This is a genomic window from Robbsia andropogonis, from assembly GCF_000970345.1.
GTDB classification, from domain to species: domain Bacteria; phylum Pseudomonadota; class Gammaproteobacteria; order Burkholderiales; family Burkholderiaceae; genus Robbsia; species Robbsia andropogonis.
On the sequence record NZ_LAQU01000054.1, the window covers coordinates 1 to 16,438 of the forward strand.

The 16,438-nt window shown below is 58.9% G+C and carries 9 protein-coding genes and 2 pseudogenes; 9 read left to right on the top strand and 2 right to left on the bottom strand.

The genetic code is table 11. The features are described 5' to 3' along the window. Together WM40_RS24210 and WM40_RS29115 are read right to left on the bottom strand one after the other, a co-directional pair. The coding region (locus WM40_RS24210; protein WP_046154241.1) for a sensor domain-containing diguanylate cyclase at nt 1–1,174 on the bottom strand (1,174 nt) is incomplete at its 3' end. 731 nt (nt 1,175–1,905) lie between these two features. Next, a pseudogene (locus WM40_RS29115) lies at nt 1,906–2,753 on the bottom strand (thioesterase II family protein). Nucleotides 2,754–3,044: 291 nt separating this feature from the next. Between WM40_RS29115 and WM40_RS24225 the strand changes: the two are divergent. From WM40_RS24225 to WM40_RS24265, 9 genes and pseudogenes are all read left to right on the top strand, one after another. Beyond that, entirely contained in the window at nt 3,045–3,509 is a 465-nt protein-coding gene (locus WM40_RS24225) for a GNAT family N-acetyltransferase (RefSeq protein WP_024905415.1), read from the top strand. Between the two features lie 944 nt (nt 3,510–4,453). Next, nucleotides 4,454–4,813: a hypothetical protein gene (locus tag WM40_RS24235; protein ID WP_024905417.1), complete on the top strand. Its 360-nt coding sequence runs from the start codon at nt 4,454–4,456 to the stop codon at nt 4,811–4,813. Between the two features lie 38 nt (nt 4,814–4,851). Next, the gene (locus WM40_RS24240) at nt 4,852–5,265 is read left to right on the top strand and encodes a carboxymuconolactone decarboxylase family protein (RefSeq protein ID WP_236693678.1); all 414 of its coding nucleotides are present in this window, start codon (nt 4,852–4,854) and stop codon (nt 5,263–5,265) included. A 39-nt stretch (nt 5,266–5,304) separates the two neighbouring features. Beyond that, nucleotides 5,305–7,068, top strand: coding sequence for a carbamoyltransferase family protein (locus tag WM40_RS24245; RefSeq protein ID WP_046154237.1), 1,764 nt, complete (start codon nt 5,305–5,307; stop codon nt 7,066–7,068). A gap of 15 nt (nt 7,069–7,083) precedes the next feature. Then, nucleotides 7,084–9,153, top strand: a complete 2,070-nt coding sequence (locus WM40_RS24250; RefSeq protein ID WP_046154238.1) for a hypothetical protein — start codon at nt 7,084–7,086, stop codon at nt 9,151–9,153. 27 nt (nt 9,154–9,180) lie between these two features. Then, nucleotides 9,181–10,416, top strand: a complete 1,236-nt coding sequence (locus tag WM40_RS24255) for an MFS transporter (RefSeq protein ID WP_024905421.1) — start codon at nt 9,181–9,183, stop codon at nt 10,414–10,416. Nucleotides 10,417–10,529: 113 nt separating this feature from the next. Next, nucleotides 10,530–12,514 (top strand): annotated as a pseudogene (locus WM40_RS32625) (AMP-binding protein); the annotation flags it as partial. Then, nucleotides 12,494–15,808, top strand: a complete 3,315-nt coding sequence (locus tag WM40_RS32630) for a non-ribosomal peptide synthetase (protein WP_413783826.1) — start codon at nt 12,494–12,496, stop codon at nt 15,806–15,808. The pseudogene WM40_RS32625 and the gene WM40_RS32630, both read left to right, overlap by 21 nt. Then, a partial coding sequence (locus WM40_RS24265; RefSeq protein ID WP_046154240.1) for a condensation domain-containing protein occupies nt 15,805–16,438 on the top strand: 634 nt, incomplete at its 3' end. The genes WM40_RS32630 and WM40_RS24265, both read left to right, overlap by 4 nt.

Genomic DNA, 16,438 nt, shown 5'->3' on the forward strand with positions numbered 1-16,438 from the left:
GGTCATTGTACTGCTTGAAATTGTCGGCATCTACGAACAGTAGCGACAAGCATCCATCGCTTCGCTGAAGTCGGCTCCACTCGTTTTCGAGCACCTCATCCAGGGCACGGCGATTCTTAAGTCCGGTCAGCGCATCGGTCTGGGTCAGCTCGGTGAGCAGCAATTGCGCCTTTACCTGGTCCCGCATTGCAAACGCGAGTAGCCAGACCGCGGCACAAAACGCCACGCTGACGGCCGATGCGGAGATCCCGACAACCCACGACAACCGCCTCCAGGCGGCCAAGACGTCGTCTTCGGCCGGCGCCACCACTGCTATCAGTGGCGTCCCCGGAACGCGCTGGAACGTATAGAGGCGAAACACGCCGTCGATGGCAGACTTTGACGCATAGAATCCCGAGTCACGATTCAGCATGCGCGGAAACACCGCTGACTTCCTCGGCTCTGCTATCCGATCCATGGGGACTGGCGGATTTCTAGCCACCAGCGTCCCATCGGTCCGTACGACCGCTGTAATGCCATGAGGTCCTACATCCAGTTTTGAAAGCAGTTGGTTGAAATAGTCGACATCAATAGCCTCGATCGCCACCCCGCCGAATGACCCATCGGGGTGATTCACCCTTCTCGTGATAGCAATGGATCGTGCACCTTGTCGCGTCCGCGCCTGATAGACCGGTGACGCATAGAGCCCAACATTCGGCGACTGACGATGAACCGTGAAATAGTCCCGGTCACTGAAATCCCATGTGTGGGTGCTGGAACAGCAACCGTCGATCAAACGACCTTTATCGTCCGTCACGCCCATGCCGGTGACGTACTCGGCAGCCGTCCGGTCGAACAACAGTTCGTGACGCAACGCCGGGTCCATGGATTGAATAGCCGGCTTGTTCAGTGCGACGATCAAACCACGAAGTGCGTTATCCGACGTTTCAATCGTCCGGGCAATATTGCTGACCAGAACCGCGGTAACGTTTTTCGACGTTTCATGAGCATGCTTGACCACAGTATCGCGAGAGGCAAGCAGTGTCATCAGGCTAATTGCCAACCCAACTACTGCCAGAAAACTCCCTAATCCACCAACGATAAACGGATGTCGGCCTGCGAGAACCGCTAGTTTCTTATTAGTAAAAGAATCAAACACGATAGCATTTGCACTAAATACACTCGGTCCAACCATCGTCGTGCCGCAGTCTGGCGAGACCGCCAATTCCCCTACGGAGTAGCGCGAAACAGGGATGCCCGAGTGTCATGGATATCCGATAAGACGGTTTACGACATAAGCGGGGAAAAATATAGGCTCACGCTGCTCATCGGATACTTTATCGTCACGGTAGGAAGGGAGATCGCAGGCGCGTTTATTGTGGTGCGGTGGAACACGCGGGGAACCGACGGCGCATTGCGGGTTACTTGCATGCATTCCTGCCGTGGCAGGGGCGTCGCTGCGCGGCTTATCGCATCGATCCATATGCGGCCAGGCCGCCTACAGGAAAAAGACACGGCTCGCGGGGACCAGATGCATTGCCTCCCTCGCAAAAGCTGATCGCGGCGCCCTCACATCAAGCGTCCAGTCACATCAAACAACCAAAACACGATACTGAACCGTCACATTTGCGCCTTCATGCTGACATGCGCTACCGCACTGAAGCGATGACCGGCACACTGAACGCCCGAACAGCAAAGAGCGGGCAGGCCCCAGGAATCAAAATAGTTAACTGAAATTTCAATTTCATATTCCGTTGTACTAATATTATATTTTCTATTCCTATTTTATGTTTTTAAAAATCCGCGCATATTCGTATGCGCAAAAGAGGGCAATGAGTAAAAAAACCGATTGCCATTGAAAACGGGCAAGCCAGCCACATCTTTTACCAGTGCGGCGCGGCAGACACCCTTCTAATGCAACAACGGCTACGCTTCGGTGCGCTCGATTGAAAGCATGGCAGCAATAGTGCGCTGCAACGTTTCGAACAAGACCGTCGTCCGAGCAGGCGTATTGATATAAAAATGGTCTCCATCCATTCTGTGCCACGAGAACGCGTGTTCCGTATGGCCGTGCCAAGCGGATATCTCGTCGGCATCGACATAAGGATCGCGTTGCCCCGAAAAAACCGTGATCGGTATATCGAGCGGCGCTGTGGCGTGGTGAACGTACGTTTCCGAAAGCGCCAGATCGGCTCTGAGCGCCGGCAAGAAGAATCCCAGCAACGCGGGATTGTCCAGGATTGCCTTCGGGGTGCCGTTAAGCCGCCGCAATTCGTCAACCAACTCCGCATCAGGGAGATCATGCAACGTACGCGCCCGTCGAGAACAATGCGGCGCACGAATTGCGGAGATGAAAAGATGGCGAGGTACCGGCAAACCCTGGGCGATTAACCAGCATGACAACTCATAGCACACCAAGCCTCCCAGGCTATGACCAAAAACATGAAGGACCCGTTCAATTGCGGTCGAATCGCTTCGCCAAGTGCGGGAATCAATTGCGCGAATCTCGTAAAGGGCGGCTCGGTTATCCTGCCCTCCCGGCCTGGCAACTGTATGGCCGCGATATCGACGCTTGGTGAGAGTGCTTTCTCCCAGTCTCGAAAAGCCGATGGTCCCGCCCCGGAATAAGGGAAACAGAACAACGTCAACCCTGATCCGTTATTGCGAAAATACTTGATCCACTTATTATCCATATTGGTGACTGGCAAAAAGTTCGAATGACTCACATCGAAGAACGTCGACACGTGACACACCATCGTCTGCGCAGCGCGCATGCACAATCAAGGCCCACTGAAACAGCAAACGGAAGTACGGCTCAAGCATCAACGCGATGTTTCCCACATTCTGTGTCAGACATCAAGATTACGGGCATGCCATCGGAGCAGAGCCTCTTCTCCCGATTTTATCAAAACGTGTTGCATGTCCGAGAATGAACAAGGCAAAATCGGGCCGTGTAAATAGCGTCTTCGACATCATCTCTTTATTGCCCGAATGACGCCCCCGTATCATCCGATCAAGCGTACGGGTCAGGCAGCTTCAGTGATCGATCAGAGGAAAACATCGTCATGTACATCAAGCAAGGTGATTTCAACGACCCCCAAGTATTGGGGATACTTCGCTTACACTTGCAAGGCATGTATGCAAACTCTCCTCCCGATAGCGTCTCAGCCCTCGACCTATCGGGCCTGACACGACCTGACATCAGCTTCTTCACAGCATGGGAAGAAGCTGCGTTACTCGGTTGCGGCGCATTGCGCGAACTCACATCGTCGCATGGCGAAATCAAATCGATGAGAACGCTTCCGGCCCATGTTCGAAAAGGTGTCGCATCGTACATGCTGGATCATCTGCTTTCAATCGCACGGACACGCAACTATACGCGCGTGAGCCTTGAAACCGGTTCGGGCGACGCGTTCGAGCCGGCAATCATGCTCTATTCTCGACATGGTTTCGTCAAGGGCGAACGCTTTGGAAGCTATGCGCAAACAGGATTCAACCAATTCTTCCACCTTGACCTTGGCACGACCTAGGTCCACGCCCCCCAAGCCCGCATCCATCGGCGCGCTGCCCGCATGCACGTTGCCGCGCTGGCCGGCAATGTGTCGATGCTTCACCCACCTGTCACCGATTGACTTCACAATCCCGATGCCGGACCGCATGCTCGTTCAGCACGTAACGATTCAGCCCGCATCCATTTGGTATCCGGGCATGCGTATTACGCCAACCGAAAGGACTGACATGTATTATTCCCTCGGCATCGTTTTGTGCAATGTTGCCTTCGCACCCCAGATCAACATCAATCAATGAAACGAATATGAACATTCATCATAAAACCTATTTAACCATACAAATTCACGCACGACCAATGACATTAATTTACGTATTTACTTAAGCAAAACGTGTGTGCTAGACTAATTGCATGAGTCAGTAATTAATTGATAGAAAGTTAAGGGCCCTATCAATCTACATTCGCAATCTTTAGAGTTATCAAGCGATCCATTTCATGTGTAGTGATCATTCGTTTGAATTGTAATATTGCGTTAAATAATATTGGCTAACCTTTCCACCCTTCTCTGAAGAGGTGGATTAAGCTCTGTGCTATCGGGCAAAGATGCGCCCGGGATACAAAGCCACGATGCTTGGTCAAGCTGCATAGCGTATGCCTTAAATCAAATCGTCATCCATGCACGGCGCTTGTGATCCAACAATGACTACGCAGATCATTGCATCATCTACAGCTTAGGCTGCGGTTTCGGCCGGATATCTGCGAAATTCGAACATGATAATCGTATCCACTATCTTGTTTGTCACATATTGCGTTGCTGCGTCTTGTTACCGGTCTGTAGAACGACAGGGCAATTTTCACGCCCCGAGGTTCAAGAATGAAAATTGGAATGTATTTGCTGGGAAAGATGTAAAGAAATTGTATGTCGCACATCTTTGTTGTTGAAAGTGCTTTTTATTGGACAACCCAATGCTTTATTTCAACTATCGATCCATACCCGAATTCGGCAAATGCAACGCCGAGGAAAAGCATCGCGTTTGGCATTATTCGATGAAAAAAGCCATGCATGGCAAGATTCTATTTTATCAATTACTGTTAATCGTGCTGCTTTCCACGCCGCTGATTTCGATCTCATCAGGCGTCGTGCACGAGCATTTCCCGAACCCGTTGCTCTCGATACCGCTCAGTTATCTGATGGGGGTGATCATTATCTGGCTCGCCATACAGATATCAAAACTCACGCTGCTCAACGTATTACGCAAGGAGGTCGCGCGAACGATGGCGACCTATGGAACGAACGTTCCTCATCTCGAGTCCGGATACTCGTGAATGCAATCGTGAATCTTGACCAACCGAAGGAGTGTCCCATGATCGATAGATCGACGTGGAGCGAACGATACAAAAAAGGACTGGCCGCGATCAAGGCGCTAGAGCCGGACAACGGCGACCTCGTCCTGAACAAGCTGCGAGAGGTCTCACCGGGTTATCACGATATCAATGTAGAGATGTACGGTGATTTCTTCGGCGATGATCGACTATCGATCAAGACGCGTACCTTGATTACGCTGACGACGCTTGCCGCGATCAACGCCTATCCCGGACTGATCGAATTCCACGCGAAGGCAGCGCTCGAGGTCGGGTGGCAGCCTGACGAAATCTTTGCCGCGCTCGAACAGAACTCGCTGTTCGCGGGCTTTCCTTACGCGATCAGTTCGATCTATACCGTACGTGAACTCTTCATCAAGCTCGGTGTAATCGACGCTAGGCCGCGTAGCGAATAACTGCGACAACACATTGCAAGACCGAATAAGGAACCCTGCATGAACATCGTCGGCATATCGGCTCACTATCACGACGCGGCATGCTGCATTCTCGTGAACGGCAAGCTTGTTGCGGCAGCGGAAGAAGAACGGTTCACGCGTCTCAAGCACGATCCGTCCATTCCGCAGCATGCTTTTCGTTACTGCCTTGATGCGGCGGGACTCGATATCACGGATATCGATTGTGTCGCGTATTACGAAGATCCAGTAAAGAAACTCGAACGCCAGCTCTGGATGACACTGCCACATCTGAGCGTCCGACCTGGCCTGTCGTTCCGCAAGCAGGCAGATCCGGCAAACGTGACCCGGGATATCCGTGACGTTCTGGGTTTCGAGGGTCGCATCGAATACTTCGAGCATCACCGCTCCCATGCCGCGTCGGCCTATTATTATTCAGGATTCGACAATGCCGCGGTATTGACAGTGGATGGCGTGGGGGAGTGGAACACGATGTCGTTCGCCCGGGGTCAGGGCAGCGACCTGAACTTGCTTGGCACGGTTGATTTTCCGCATTCGATCGGCTTGCTTTACAGCACGATCACCGCTTATCTCGGTTTCGAGGTCAACGAGGGTGAATACAAGGTCATGGGGCTGGCGCCCTACGGCAAACCGACGCTGGTCGAACCCATGTCCCAATTGGTTCGGCGCAGCGATGGCGGGCATTTCGAGCTGGATCTCCGGTACTTCTCCTTCGTCGGCGAAGACGTGATGTTCAGCGGCGCGCTGGTGTCGCTGTTCGGACGGCCCGCCAGGCAACGAGGCGCGGCGCTGGACCCCTTTCATTATGACGTTGCACGCAGCTTGCAGCATGTTCTCGAAAGTTTGCTGCTCGAGAAGGTCCGCTATCTGCATGCACTGACCCCTTCCGATAACCTGTGTCTCGCAGGCGGCGTGGCGCTTAATTGCGTGGCAAACGGACGGATCCATCGTGAAGGTCCATTCAAGAACGTCTTCGTGCAACCTGCGTCAAACGACTCAGGTTGCGCATTTGGCGCCGCGGCCCTTGGCCACGTCCTGCTGACAGGCGAAGCACCGGACTTGGGAAAGCTCAACCATGTCTACCTCGGCAGTGCCAATTCGGGAAGCGACGTCGCACGCCTTCTGGAAAATTCGCCGGCCCACTGGCAATCGTTTACCGGCAAGGAAAATGCCCTTCTCGAAGCAGTCGCATCCCGGCTCGCCGACGGCAAAGTCATTGGCTGGGTCCAAGGATCCATGGAGTTCGGCCCACGTGCACTAGGTGCCCGTTCGATTCTCGCCGATCCACGCGTCCCGGACATGCGCGAACGGATCAACAAGGCCGTCAAGAAGCGGGAGGGATTTCGTCCGTTCGCACCGTCTGTGCTGGCGGCACATGCGTCACGCCATTTCGATATCGATTACCCGTCGCCGTTCATGCTCGAAACGTGCCAGACGCGTTCCGAGCTTGATTTGCCGTCCATCACGCACGTCGACGGATCGGCCCGTGTCCAGACCGTCGATGAATCGATCAGTCCACGCTACGCCAGGTTGATAGAGTGCTTTTATCGGAAAACCGGGTGCCCTTTGTTGTTGAACACGTCCTTCAACCTGAAAGACGAACCCATTGTGCGAACCATCGAAGACGCGCTGATTTGCTTCCTGCGCTCCGCCATCGACTGCCTCGTGATCGAGGATAGGTTGATTGATCGAGACGGTGTGCCGGAAACCTGGCTGAGACGATTTGACAATACGGCGCCAATCGTATCGTCAGGAATCGCGCATAACGTCTACAGTTTCATCTAAGAGTCGAGTACAGTGATGACGAGTTCTCCAACATTGATTCGATTAGCTAAACTAATCAAAGATAACAGCGATGCAACCGAGATCATCGATCTCGTGAAATCGCTTGTATTGGCCGGGACGGCAAGCGCAACGCGGCGCCCTGCAACCGTTGAGGATGCAACGCCGGACGCGATTGGCTGCTGGCAACGCGTGCCGAACAACCCGCAGCGATTCGAGCGCGTCAAGGACCCGCACGGCGTCTGGCGCACGTGGGCCGATGTTGATCGCATCGAACCCGACCCATCGGCACGGCGTGTCATATTTGTTGGTGAATCCGCCGGGCGCGGTTTCTTGTACGATCCTTATCTGACACCGGCGGGCTTGCTACAGAAGCATTTCGATACCGCTACGAACACGCCCGTGCAGGTCGTGGATCTTGCGCGGACGAACATGAGCTTCACCGAAAGCGTCGCCGTGTCGCGTCAGGCCGCGGCGCTGTTCCAGCCAGATGCGCTGGTACTTTTCGTCGGAAACAATTGGTTGTCGGCCGGCGATATCTTCCAGTACGTCGATCTGGTTGCGCTTTCCTCGGCCTTGCGTATCGACGGTTTCGCGGCGTTCGTGGCCCAGCTGGAAAGTGCACTCGATACGCTGGCGTCGCGCCTTGTCGCCACGCTCTCGGAGATTCGCACGTCGTCCGGGACGAAGGTCGTGCTGATCATCCCTGAATTCAATTTACGCGATTGGAAACCCGGTTTCGAGAATGCGCCCCCATTCCTTTCCGGAGAAAATCTCGCGGCATGGGAAGCGCGCCGGATCCAGGCGGAAGCGGCTTTGGATGCCGAAGACCACAACCGCGTCGTGGCACTGGCGGATGAGATGATCGCCTTGGACAATGGCTTCGCGCCGCACAGCCTATGGCTCAAAGGACAAGGGGTGCTCCACGCCTCCGGTGCCGCAAAAGCGCGCATCTGGCTTGAGAAAGCGCGGGACATGGCCGCCATCCTGCCGGTGCCTCAAGCACCCGGCGTACACTCTCGCGCGATCACCGCGATGCGTCGCCTGGCCTACGACGTTGGCATCGGCATCGTGGATCTGCCACAGTGCTTTGCTGAAGCCGACGGCAGTTCCTTGCCGGACCGGAAGTACTTTCTCGACTACTGCCACCTGACCGAACAGGGCATCGATACGTTGGCGCATCATGCGGCACGCGCCGTGGCAGATGCCTGGCATGATGGGAAATCGACCTCGACGCCGACAGCCACCTGGAAGCCAGTCCATGCGCTATCGGCGCGCGCCCGTGCAAGTGCGATGTTCCTTGCCGCGATTCATAACGCCAATTGGGGACAATCCGGCAACATCGTCCGGCATTGGGTCGACCTTGCAATCGACACGGCACCGGACGACGCCCGTCGCTGGTTTCAATGTTTCCTGAAATTCGAAACGAGCCTGCAACCGCGCTGGACGCATTCCGCATTTGACGAATTGGATATCGCACAAATCGAGCGATATATGGGATTCAAGCTGAATCCCCATCTGGCGGACCACGAATTAAAACGCGCGATGGTCGATGCGCTTCGGCGTCATGGGGACACGGACGCCCTCGATACATGGCATGCACTGTTGTTCGACGTCTACCTGCAACCAGGCAGCGCGCAGAATCTGTTACAGCCGCAACACGCCGCACGGCATCACGCAGCGCTCCGCCCATTCCACGAAAACCCGGCCTACTTGCAGTCCGTTTCAGCAACAACCGAGTTCTTCTTCGTCGCGGATGGAGGCCGCGATGGCGTTCTGCGATCCGTGGTCCGCACACCACGCGGCCTTGCCGGTCCGGGGCGTTGTACGGTGAATGTCAACGGCAGCGAGACAGCCACGATCGATGTAGCCAGCACGTGGACACGCGGGAACACCACGATTCCGGCGCATGCATTGAAGCCCGGCGTCAACCGCTTGTCGCTGCATTGGCCCGCGCCCTCTCGCGTCGACGATACGTTGATTGATCGCGCTGCGAGGAATCTGTCGTTGCAACGTGGGCCAGAAGTATTTCACGTGTACGGACAGGTTCACCAACTGACACTGCGGTCCGTGGATTCGGCCGCTTGAATCCGCGAGACCTCTTCGGAGCGCACCATGTCCATGCTGTCCCGTATCATCGCGCTGCCCCCCGTGGCGCGGCTGATTCTGATTTTCCAGCTGCTCATCAATGCCGGCAGCTTCATGGTGATTCCCTATCTTGCCGTCTATGTCGTCAAGGACATCGGACTGTCCGTTGCCTTTGCCGGCGTCTTGCTCACCGTCAAGTCCGCCTGTCAACGTGGATTGATTCTCTATGGTGGCTATGTCGCCGATCGGCACGGGGAGTTCGTGGCGATCGTGTTCGGGAATCTCTTTCGTATCGCCTCCTATGTCGGACTCGCGCTGTTTCGGCAAGACAGCGCGCTCCTCGTCAGCGCGGCAATGCTTGGAGGCAGCGCGGCACTATTCATCCCCGCTTCGAAATCGGTGCTGGCGAAGGTCGTCCACGACGACCAGTTGCACTTCGCCTATGCGACGCGCAATGTATTCAACAACCTCGGCGTCGCAGTGGGCGGCGTCCTGGGCGGCGTACTGATCCGGATGTCTCCCGAAGTCATCTTTCTCGTCGCCGCCGGGATTCAGGCTGCCGTACTGCTGTTCTTCGTGATATCGAGTCGCAAAGTAGATCGGTCGAAAGGCGACCGGCCGCAGCCATCACGCCAGACACCCGCTTATGCGTTTTCCACCGCACTGCGCGAGATTCTTTCGAGCAAGACCTTTCTCGCGATGTCGGCAGTGAACGTCGTTTTCTACGCCATCTACATTCAGCTCGAATTGACGCTGCCACTGCACGCGAACCAGACATTCGGAGTCGCCGCGTCCGGGCTTATCTTCACGATTAACGCGGCGGTGATCATCGCCCTGCAATTGCCGCTCACCCAGTGGCTCAGTCGGCGCTACTCCGACAGCGCGATGCTGGCGATGGGCTTTGCGCTCGTGGCGGCGAGTTTCGCGGGATTCGCCACGTTGCCCGGCTTTGCGTCGTTCGGCCTCATGATCGCCGTGTACACGATCGGCGAGATGGTCATCGATCCGACGATCGACACGGCCGCTAACCGTTCGATCGCACGCACCTACGCCGGTACCGTGTTCGGCATGTTGGGCCTGACCGCGCTCGTCGGTTCCTTGCTGGGCGGCACACTGGGCGGCGCACTGTATGCACAGATCGCCAGCAAATCGTCGTACTGGGTCGGCTTCTCGATGATCGCCAGCGCGGCATGCCTCGTACTTGCCGGCACCATCCTGCGCAGGCGACTGGCATTCGCCAGGCAATCGGACGGTGCGGCATGAACGGTACGACGTCCTCATATACGGCAACCACGTGCAACGCGCCCTGCCCTTTCTTCCATGCGACTGCCTTTGCGTAGTACCGGAGCATGATAATGACTGTCTTTGAATCCACGATGCGTCGGTTCGACGAGCTGCACAACTTCGGCGAGTGCCTGCGTCACTGGTCCGCCGTGAAACCGGACGACATCGCTTTCCGTTTCCTGACCGACGGCGCCGAAGCCCTGCTTACCTTTGCGGAATTGGACCGACGAGCCGATGCTATCGCCGAGCGGCTCCGACGCGCATGCCCGAACGGAGAGCCGGTGCTCCTGCTCTATCGCCCCGGGCTCGATTTCATCGCCGCCTTTTTGGCTGCCTGTACGCCGGCTGCCCGGCCGTTCCCGCCTATCCGCCGTCGGGTCGCGCGGCGCGACAGAACCGCCTTGCCGCCATCATCGACGATTGCCAGGCGGCCGCGATCCTGACGAGCGACGACCTGATCGATGCGATCCGGGAAGAGATCGCGCCAACAAACGCGAAGAGCATACCAACGGTCATCGGCACCGACACATTGACGACCACGTACGGTAAATCGGCCATTGCCACACTGCCGGCGAGCCCGCTGGCCTTCCTCCAATACACCTCGGGCTCGACAGGCAAGCCCAAGGGCGTACGCGTCACGCACCGTAACTTGCTGGCAAACGAGAAAGCGATTCGCGACGGTTTTCAGCACGGCCCAGACACGGTCTTCGTCGGCTGGTGTCCCCTTTATCACGATATGGGACTGATCGGGAACGTGCTGCAACCGGTCTACCTCGGCATCCCGTCGACGCTGATGTCGCCATTCGAGTTTCTGCAGCAGCCCGTGAAATGGTTACGCGCGATTTCGACCTATCGCGCGACCACGAGCGGCGGCCCCAATTTCGCGTATGAGTTTTGCGCGACGCGGATCAGCGAAGCCGACAAGGCCGGTCTCGACCTGTCATCCTGGCGCGTCGCGTTCAACGGCGCGGAACCGGTCCGGGCGTCGACGCTAGAGAAATTCACATCGGCATTCGCCGACCATGGATTCAATGGCAACGCGATGTTTCCCTGTTACGGGATGGCCGAGACGACGCTGTTCGTATCGGGTGCCAAGCCCGGCGGCGGCGCGGTCACCCGGCGCTTGGACGCGCAGGATTTGCAGGCAGGACGCGGCAGCGCGCCCAAACCGGACCAGGCAGCAGTAACGCTCGTCAGCTCCGGTCGGGTGGGGGGCGATCAGCATGTCCGTATTGTCGATCCGGTCACGCTGCGTGCCTGCGCCGACGGTCGGATTGGCGAGATCTGGGTAAGAGGCGGCAGTGTCGCCGACGGCTATTGGAATCGAGAGGCCGACTCGCGCGCGCAGTTCGACGCACGCATCGTCGAAGAGGACTCGCCGCCCTATCTTCGAACGGGCGACGTCGGGCTGCTCGATGGCGAGGAACTCTATGTGACCGGCCGGCTCAAGGAACTGATCATCATCCGCGGCCGCAACCACTACCCGACCGATATCGAACAGACGGTCGAACAAAGCAATCCCGCGTTCCGGGCGGGCTGCGGCGCGGCGTTCAGCATCGACGACGGCGTCCATGAAAAACTGGTGGTGGTGCAGGAAGTACAACGTACCGCGCGCCACGCCCTGGACGCCGATGCGGCCGCGCGACAAGCCGCCGGCGCCGTTGCCGCAACGCATGGCATCCCGCTGGCAGAGCTGGTACTGGTGCAGGCCGGCGTCGTGCCAAAAACGTCCAGTGGCAAGAACCAGCGCATGCTCGTCAGGCAATCCTATCTGGACGGCACCCTGCCGATTCTTGCCCGCGCGAGGCCGGAATCGGGGACCGCACCGCATGCTGACATCCCGCAGCCCGTGGCGCTCAGCCCAGTGGATACCGTCGACGCACTGACCGAGCGCCTGCTTGCGACAATCCTTGGCGCAGTCCAAGCGGACGATGCCCGGCACGCAAAGGCGCGCGCCACGCCGCTACTGGGCCTGGGCTTCGACTCGCTGGCCCTCGTCGATCTTCAAGTGCGGCTCGCCCAGCATGCAGGCGTCGTCGTCGAGCTGGCCGACATGATGGACGACCGGCCCGTTGCGGTCCTGGCCGCTGATATTGCGCGCCGCACACTGCATGAAAAAACGCCGGACGCGCCACAGGCACTCGCCAATGCCGCGCCGCATGCGCGGCCCGGCACGACGCCAGGCACCCAGCGCTCGGAACTCACGCCCTACCAGGAAGCAATCTGGATGGCGCAACTGTGGGACCACGCGTCTCCCTGCTTCAACCTCGCGCTTCCTTTCCGCTTGAGGAACAGCGTCTCCCTCCCGCTACTCGACGAGGCGCTACGGACGCTTGTCAGTGTCCATCGCGGCTTATCGAGCCGTTTCACGCAGGATGCGGACGGCAACATCGAACAGTGCTGGATTGCGCCTTCGGACCGCCTGTTATCGGTGCATGACGTCACGGAAGTGTCGGATACCGCGTTGACGGCGCGCATCGTCGCGTTGGTGCGCCAGCCGATCGATCTCGCCGTCGGCCCCGTGTTCCGCGCGGAAGTGCTGCGCATATCACCGGACGACGTCGTGATCGTGCTCATCGCGCATCATCTCGTAGCCGATTTACGATCGCTGCAAACGGTGCTGGCGACACTCGGCGCGGCATATACGCAGCTTGCAGAAGGCAAGGCCTTGTCGATGGCGCCGGTCGAGAAAGATTATCGATCCCGCATCGCGACGCTGCTGAAAAGCCCGCGCGCGGAAGCCGGCACCCGGTATTGGGCGGAACGCCTCGCCACGCCGATCGAGTCCGTCGAACTGCCGCTCGCCTTGCCCGGCGACGCTTCGATGAACGTCCATGCGAATCCCGCTTCGGGCATGAGCCTCGACGTGGAACTAGACGATGCGCGCGTGGCGGCGCTCGATGCGCTCTGCGGCCACCAGCGCGTCACCCGAAACATGGCGTTGATGGCGGCATTCTTTGCCCTGCTGCATAGATACTCCGCCCAGCAGGACCTCGCCATCGTGACGCCCGTGGCAGTGCGGCCGGACGGCGCGTTCGACGAATGGGTCGGCTATGGGGTCAATCTGCTTGTCATGCGTATCGCCATTGAAGCCGGCCAGTCATACGCGGATGTCCTCGCCACGACAAAACAGTCCGTGACAGGCGCGCTCGCGCATAGTGAAACGCCCTTCATCGATCTTGTCAGACGCTTCGGGCAACGCAGCGCGGACGCCCGGCATCCGTTCTCCCGCGTGATGTTCGCGTATCACAACCTGAGCCAGTTGCCACAAGCAGCTGATCTCCTCGCGGGTGCGGCGGGCAAGTCATTGCAGGTCGGTGGACTTACGATGGAGAGCATCCCGGTCCCGACCGCCGCCGCGCAGACCGACCTGGCGCTTATCGCGATTCAAACCGGCGAGCGACTCGTGCTGCGCTTCGAATATGACATCGCAAAACTGGACCACGCGACGGTCGAGCGAATGGCGGGACATTTCACTACGTTGCTCGATGCGCTCATCGCCCGGCCCGACGAGGCTATCGGACACCTCGGGCTGCTTACTCCGGCGGAGCGTGACCGCCAGCTTATCGACTGGAACCGGCGGACGATTCCACAACCGCCTCACGCCACGGCACACGCCATGATCGACGCAACGGCCCGGCGCTTTCCCGAACGGGCGGCAGTAAGGACCGACGCCGCGCAATGGACCTACGCGCAATTGCAAACGGCCTCGGATCGGATTGCCGCCAATCTGCAAGCGCTCGGCATACGCCACGGCGATGTCGTCGGCATCGGCGTGCCACGCGACGTGATGCTGCCAGCACACTTGCTGGGTATCTGGAAAGCGGGCGCCGCCTATCTACCGATCGATCTGAACACACCGGCCGCGCGCGTCAGCCAGATGCTTGACGACGCGGGCGTGGCCCTGGTTGTCGCACCTGCCACGCTGCGCGATGCACTCGCCGATGCGCCCTATGCCTGTATCGCGCCCGAATCGCTCACCGCAAACGATATGGCGTCCCCGGCACGCACCGTTTCCCCGCCTGCCGATGCCGATGGTCTTGCATACGTGCTCTTTACATCTGGGTCGACCGGTCGTCCTAAAGGGGTCGAGATCAGCCATCGCAACGTCCTCTCGCTGCTGTCCTGGATCGGTGAACAATATTCGTCAGACGAACTCCGCGCCGTTTTTGCCGGCACGTCGATCGCCTTCGACATCTCGACATTCGAGTTGTTCGGCCCGCTCGCGCATGGTGGCTGCGTCGTCATCGGCGAGAGCCCGATGGCAATGCCTGCCACACCGGTGACGCTGATCAACACGGTGCCCTCGGCGGCAGCCGGGTTGCTTGAAACGGGGGCCCTGCCATCCGGCGTGCGAACGATCAACCTGGCGGGGGAACCGCTGCGTCAGTCGCTGGTGGACGCGCTCTATGCGACGGGTTCGGTCGAACGCGTCTACGACCTGTACGGACCAACCGAAGACACCGTGTATTCGACCATGACGTTGCGTGAACCCGGCGGCTTCGACAGCATCGGCAAGCCGCTGCCTGGCAAGCGCGTGTACATCCTCGACGCCAATGGGCACCCGGCACCCGTTGGCGTGGCGGGCGAGTTGTTCCTGGCGGGCGACGGTCAGGCGCGCGGCTATCGTAACCGCCCCGATCTGACCGACCGCGCCTTTGTCGCGATGCCCGCGCTCGACGGCTTCGAGACGCGCGTCTACCGCACCGGCGATATCGGGCGTTTCCTGCCAGACGGCCGGATTGTCTTGTCCGGCAGGCGAGATCACCAGGTAAAGATCCGCGGACATCGTGTCGAACTTGGCGAGATCGAGACCGCGCTGCTGCGGCATCCCGCGATACGAGACACAGTCGTCGTGTTCGCGCGGCAGGACGGCGCCGAGCCGCGGCTCGTTGCCTACCTTGCCGGTTCCGGCGACGCCGGCCTGACGGTGGATGCGGTCCGCGAATTCGCGGCGTCGATGCTGCCGTCATACATGCAGCCCTCTGGATACGTCTTCCTCGACGCGCTGCCACGCAACGCGAGCGGCAAGGTGGACCGCGCCGCGCTGCCGCCCTTCGATCCGGACTTCGCGCAATCGGCAGCGGCGCCGGTCAACGAGACGCAGCGCGCCATCCTGGCCATCTGGGAAGAGGTGCTCGGCTTCAGCGGTTTTGGTATCCACGCCAACCTCTTCGAGATCGGTGGCCATTCGTTGCAGGTCATCCGCATCCTCGCACGCTGCAAGGAGGCATTCGGTGTGGAAATTCCGATGCGGGAGGTTCTCGAGCGCGCGACGGTCGCGGATCTCGCCGCCTATCTCACCCTGCTAGCGGCGCGTTCCGGCGCCGCTGACGCGCCCGGCACGGACCGGGAGGAGATTTTGTTTTGAGCACGGTAAGCTTCGTAGCCAACCTACAGCAACGCGGTATCCGCCTTTATGCAAAGGCCGGCAAACTGGCCGCGGATGCCGCGCCCGGTGTGCTGACGGCGCCGCTGATCGACCAGATTCGCAGCCGCAAGACGGAAATCCTCGACCTCCTGCATGGGCTCGATGCGCATGCGGCCTCGCTTGACGACGCGGATCCCACCGGCGCAGCAGCGTGCGAGGACAGACACGACACCGCACGCAACGACGGGAACGCCTTCGACAGCGACGCGCACGCGGTGACGCGCCTCTCGGACGGACAGCGCCAGATGTGCCTGGCGAACGCACTGCCCCACCATGCCAGCTACCACATGCCGGCCCTGTTCGCGATCGATGGGCCGCTCGACACCGACGCATTGACGTGTGCATTCGCGGACGTATTCCGCCGTCACGAGACCTTGCGTACCCGCATCGTGGAGCAGGGCGGCGAGCCTGACGCTCGCATCGATGCGTCAGCCTTCACGCTCCCCATCGCGACCATGACCGAAAACGCCGCGATGACGCTGGCACGCGGCGATGCCGACCGACGCTTCGATCTGGCAACAGAATGGCCCTGCCGGGTCCGCCTCTTACGGATCAGCGAACAGCGGCACT

What these genes read in the sequence shown, in the direction of transcription:
- WM40_RS24225 (WP_024905415.1), top strand. Translation starts at nt 3,045, where the DNA reads ATGTACATCAAGCAAGGTGATTTCAACGACCCCCAAGTATTGGGGATA.
- WM40_RS24235 (WP_024905417.1), top strand. Translation starts at nt 4,454, where the DNA reads ATGCTTTATTTCAACTATCGATCCATACCCGAATTCGGCAAATGCAAC.
- WM40_RS24240 (WP_236693678.1), top strand. Translation starts at nt 4,852, where the DNA reads ATGATCGATAGATCGACGTGGAGCGAACGATACAAAAAAGGACTGGCC.
- WM40_RS24245 (WP_046154237.1), top strand. Translation starts at nt 5,305, where the DNA reads ATGAACATCGTCGGCATATCGGCTCACTATCACGACGCGGCATGCTGC.
- WM40_RS24250 (WP_046154238.1), top strand. Translation starts at nt 7,084, where the DNA reads ATGACGAGTTCTCCAACATTGATTCGATTAGCTAAACTAATCAAAGAT.
- WM40_RS24255 (WP_024905421.1), top strand. Translation starts at nt 9,181, where the DNA reads ATGTCCATGCTGTCCCGTATCATCGCGCTGCCCCCCGTGGCGCGGCTG.
- WM40_RS32630 (WP_413783826.1), top strand. Translation starts at nt 12,494, where the DNA reads ATGGACGACCGGCCCGTTGCGGTCCTGGCCGCTGATATTGCGCGCCGC.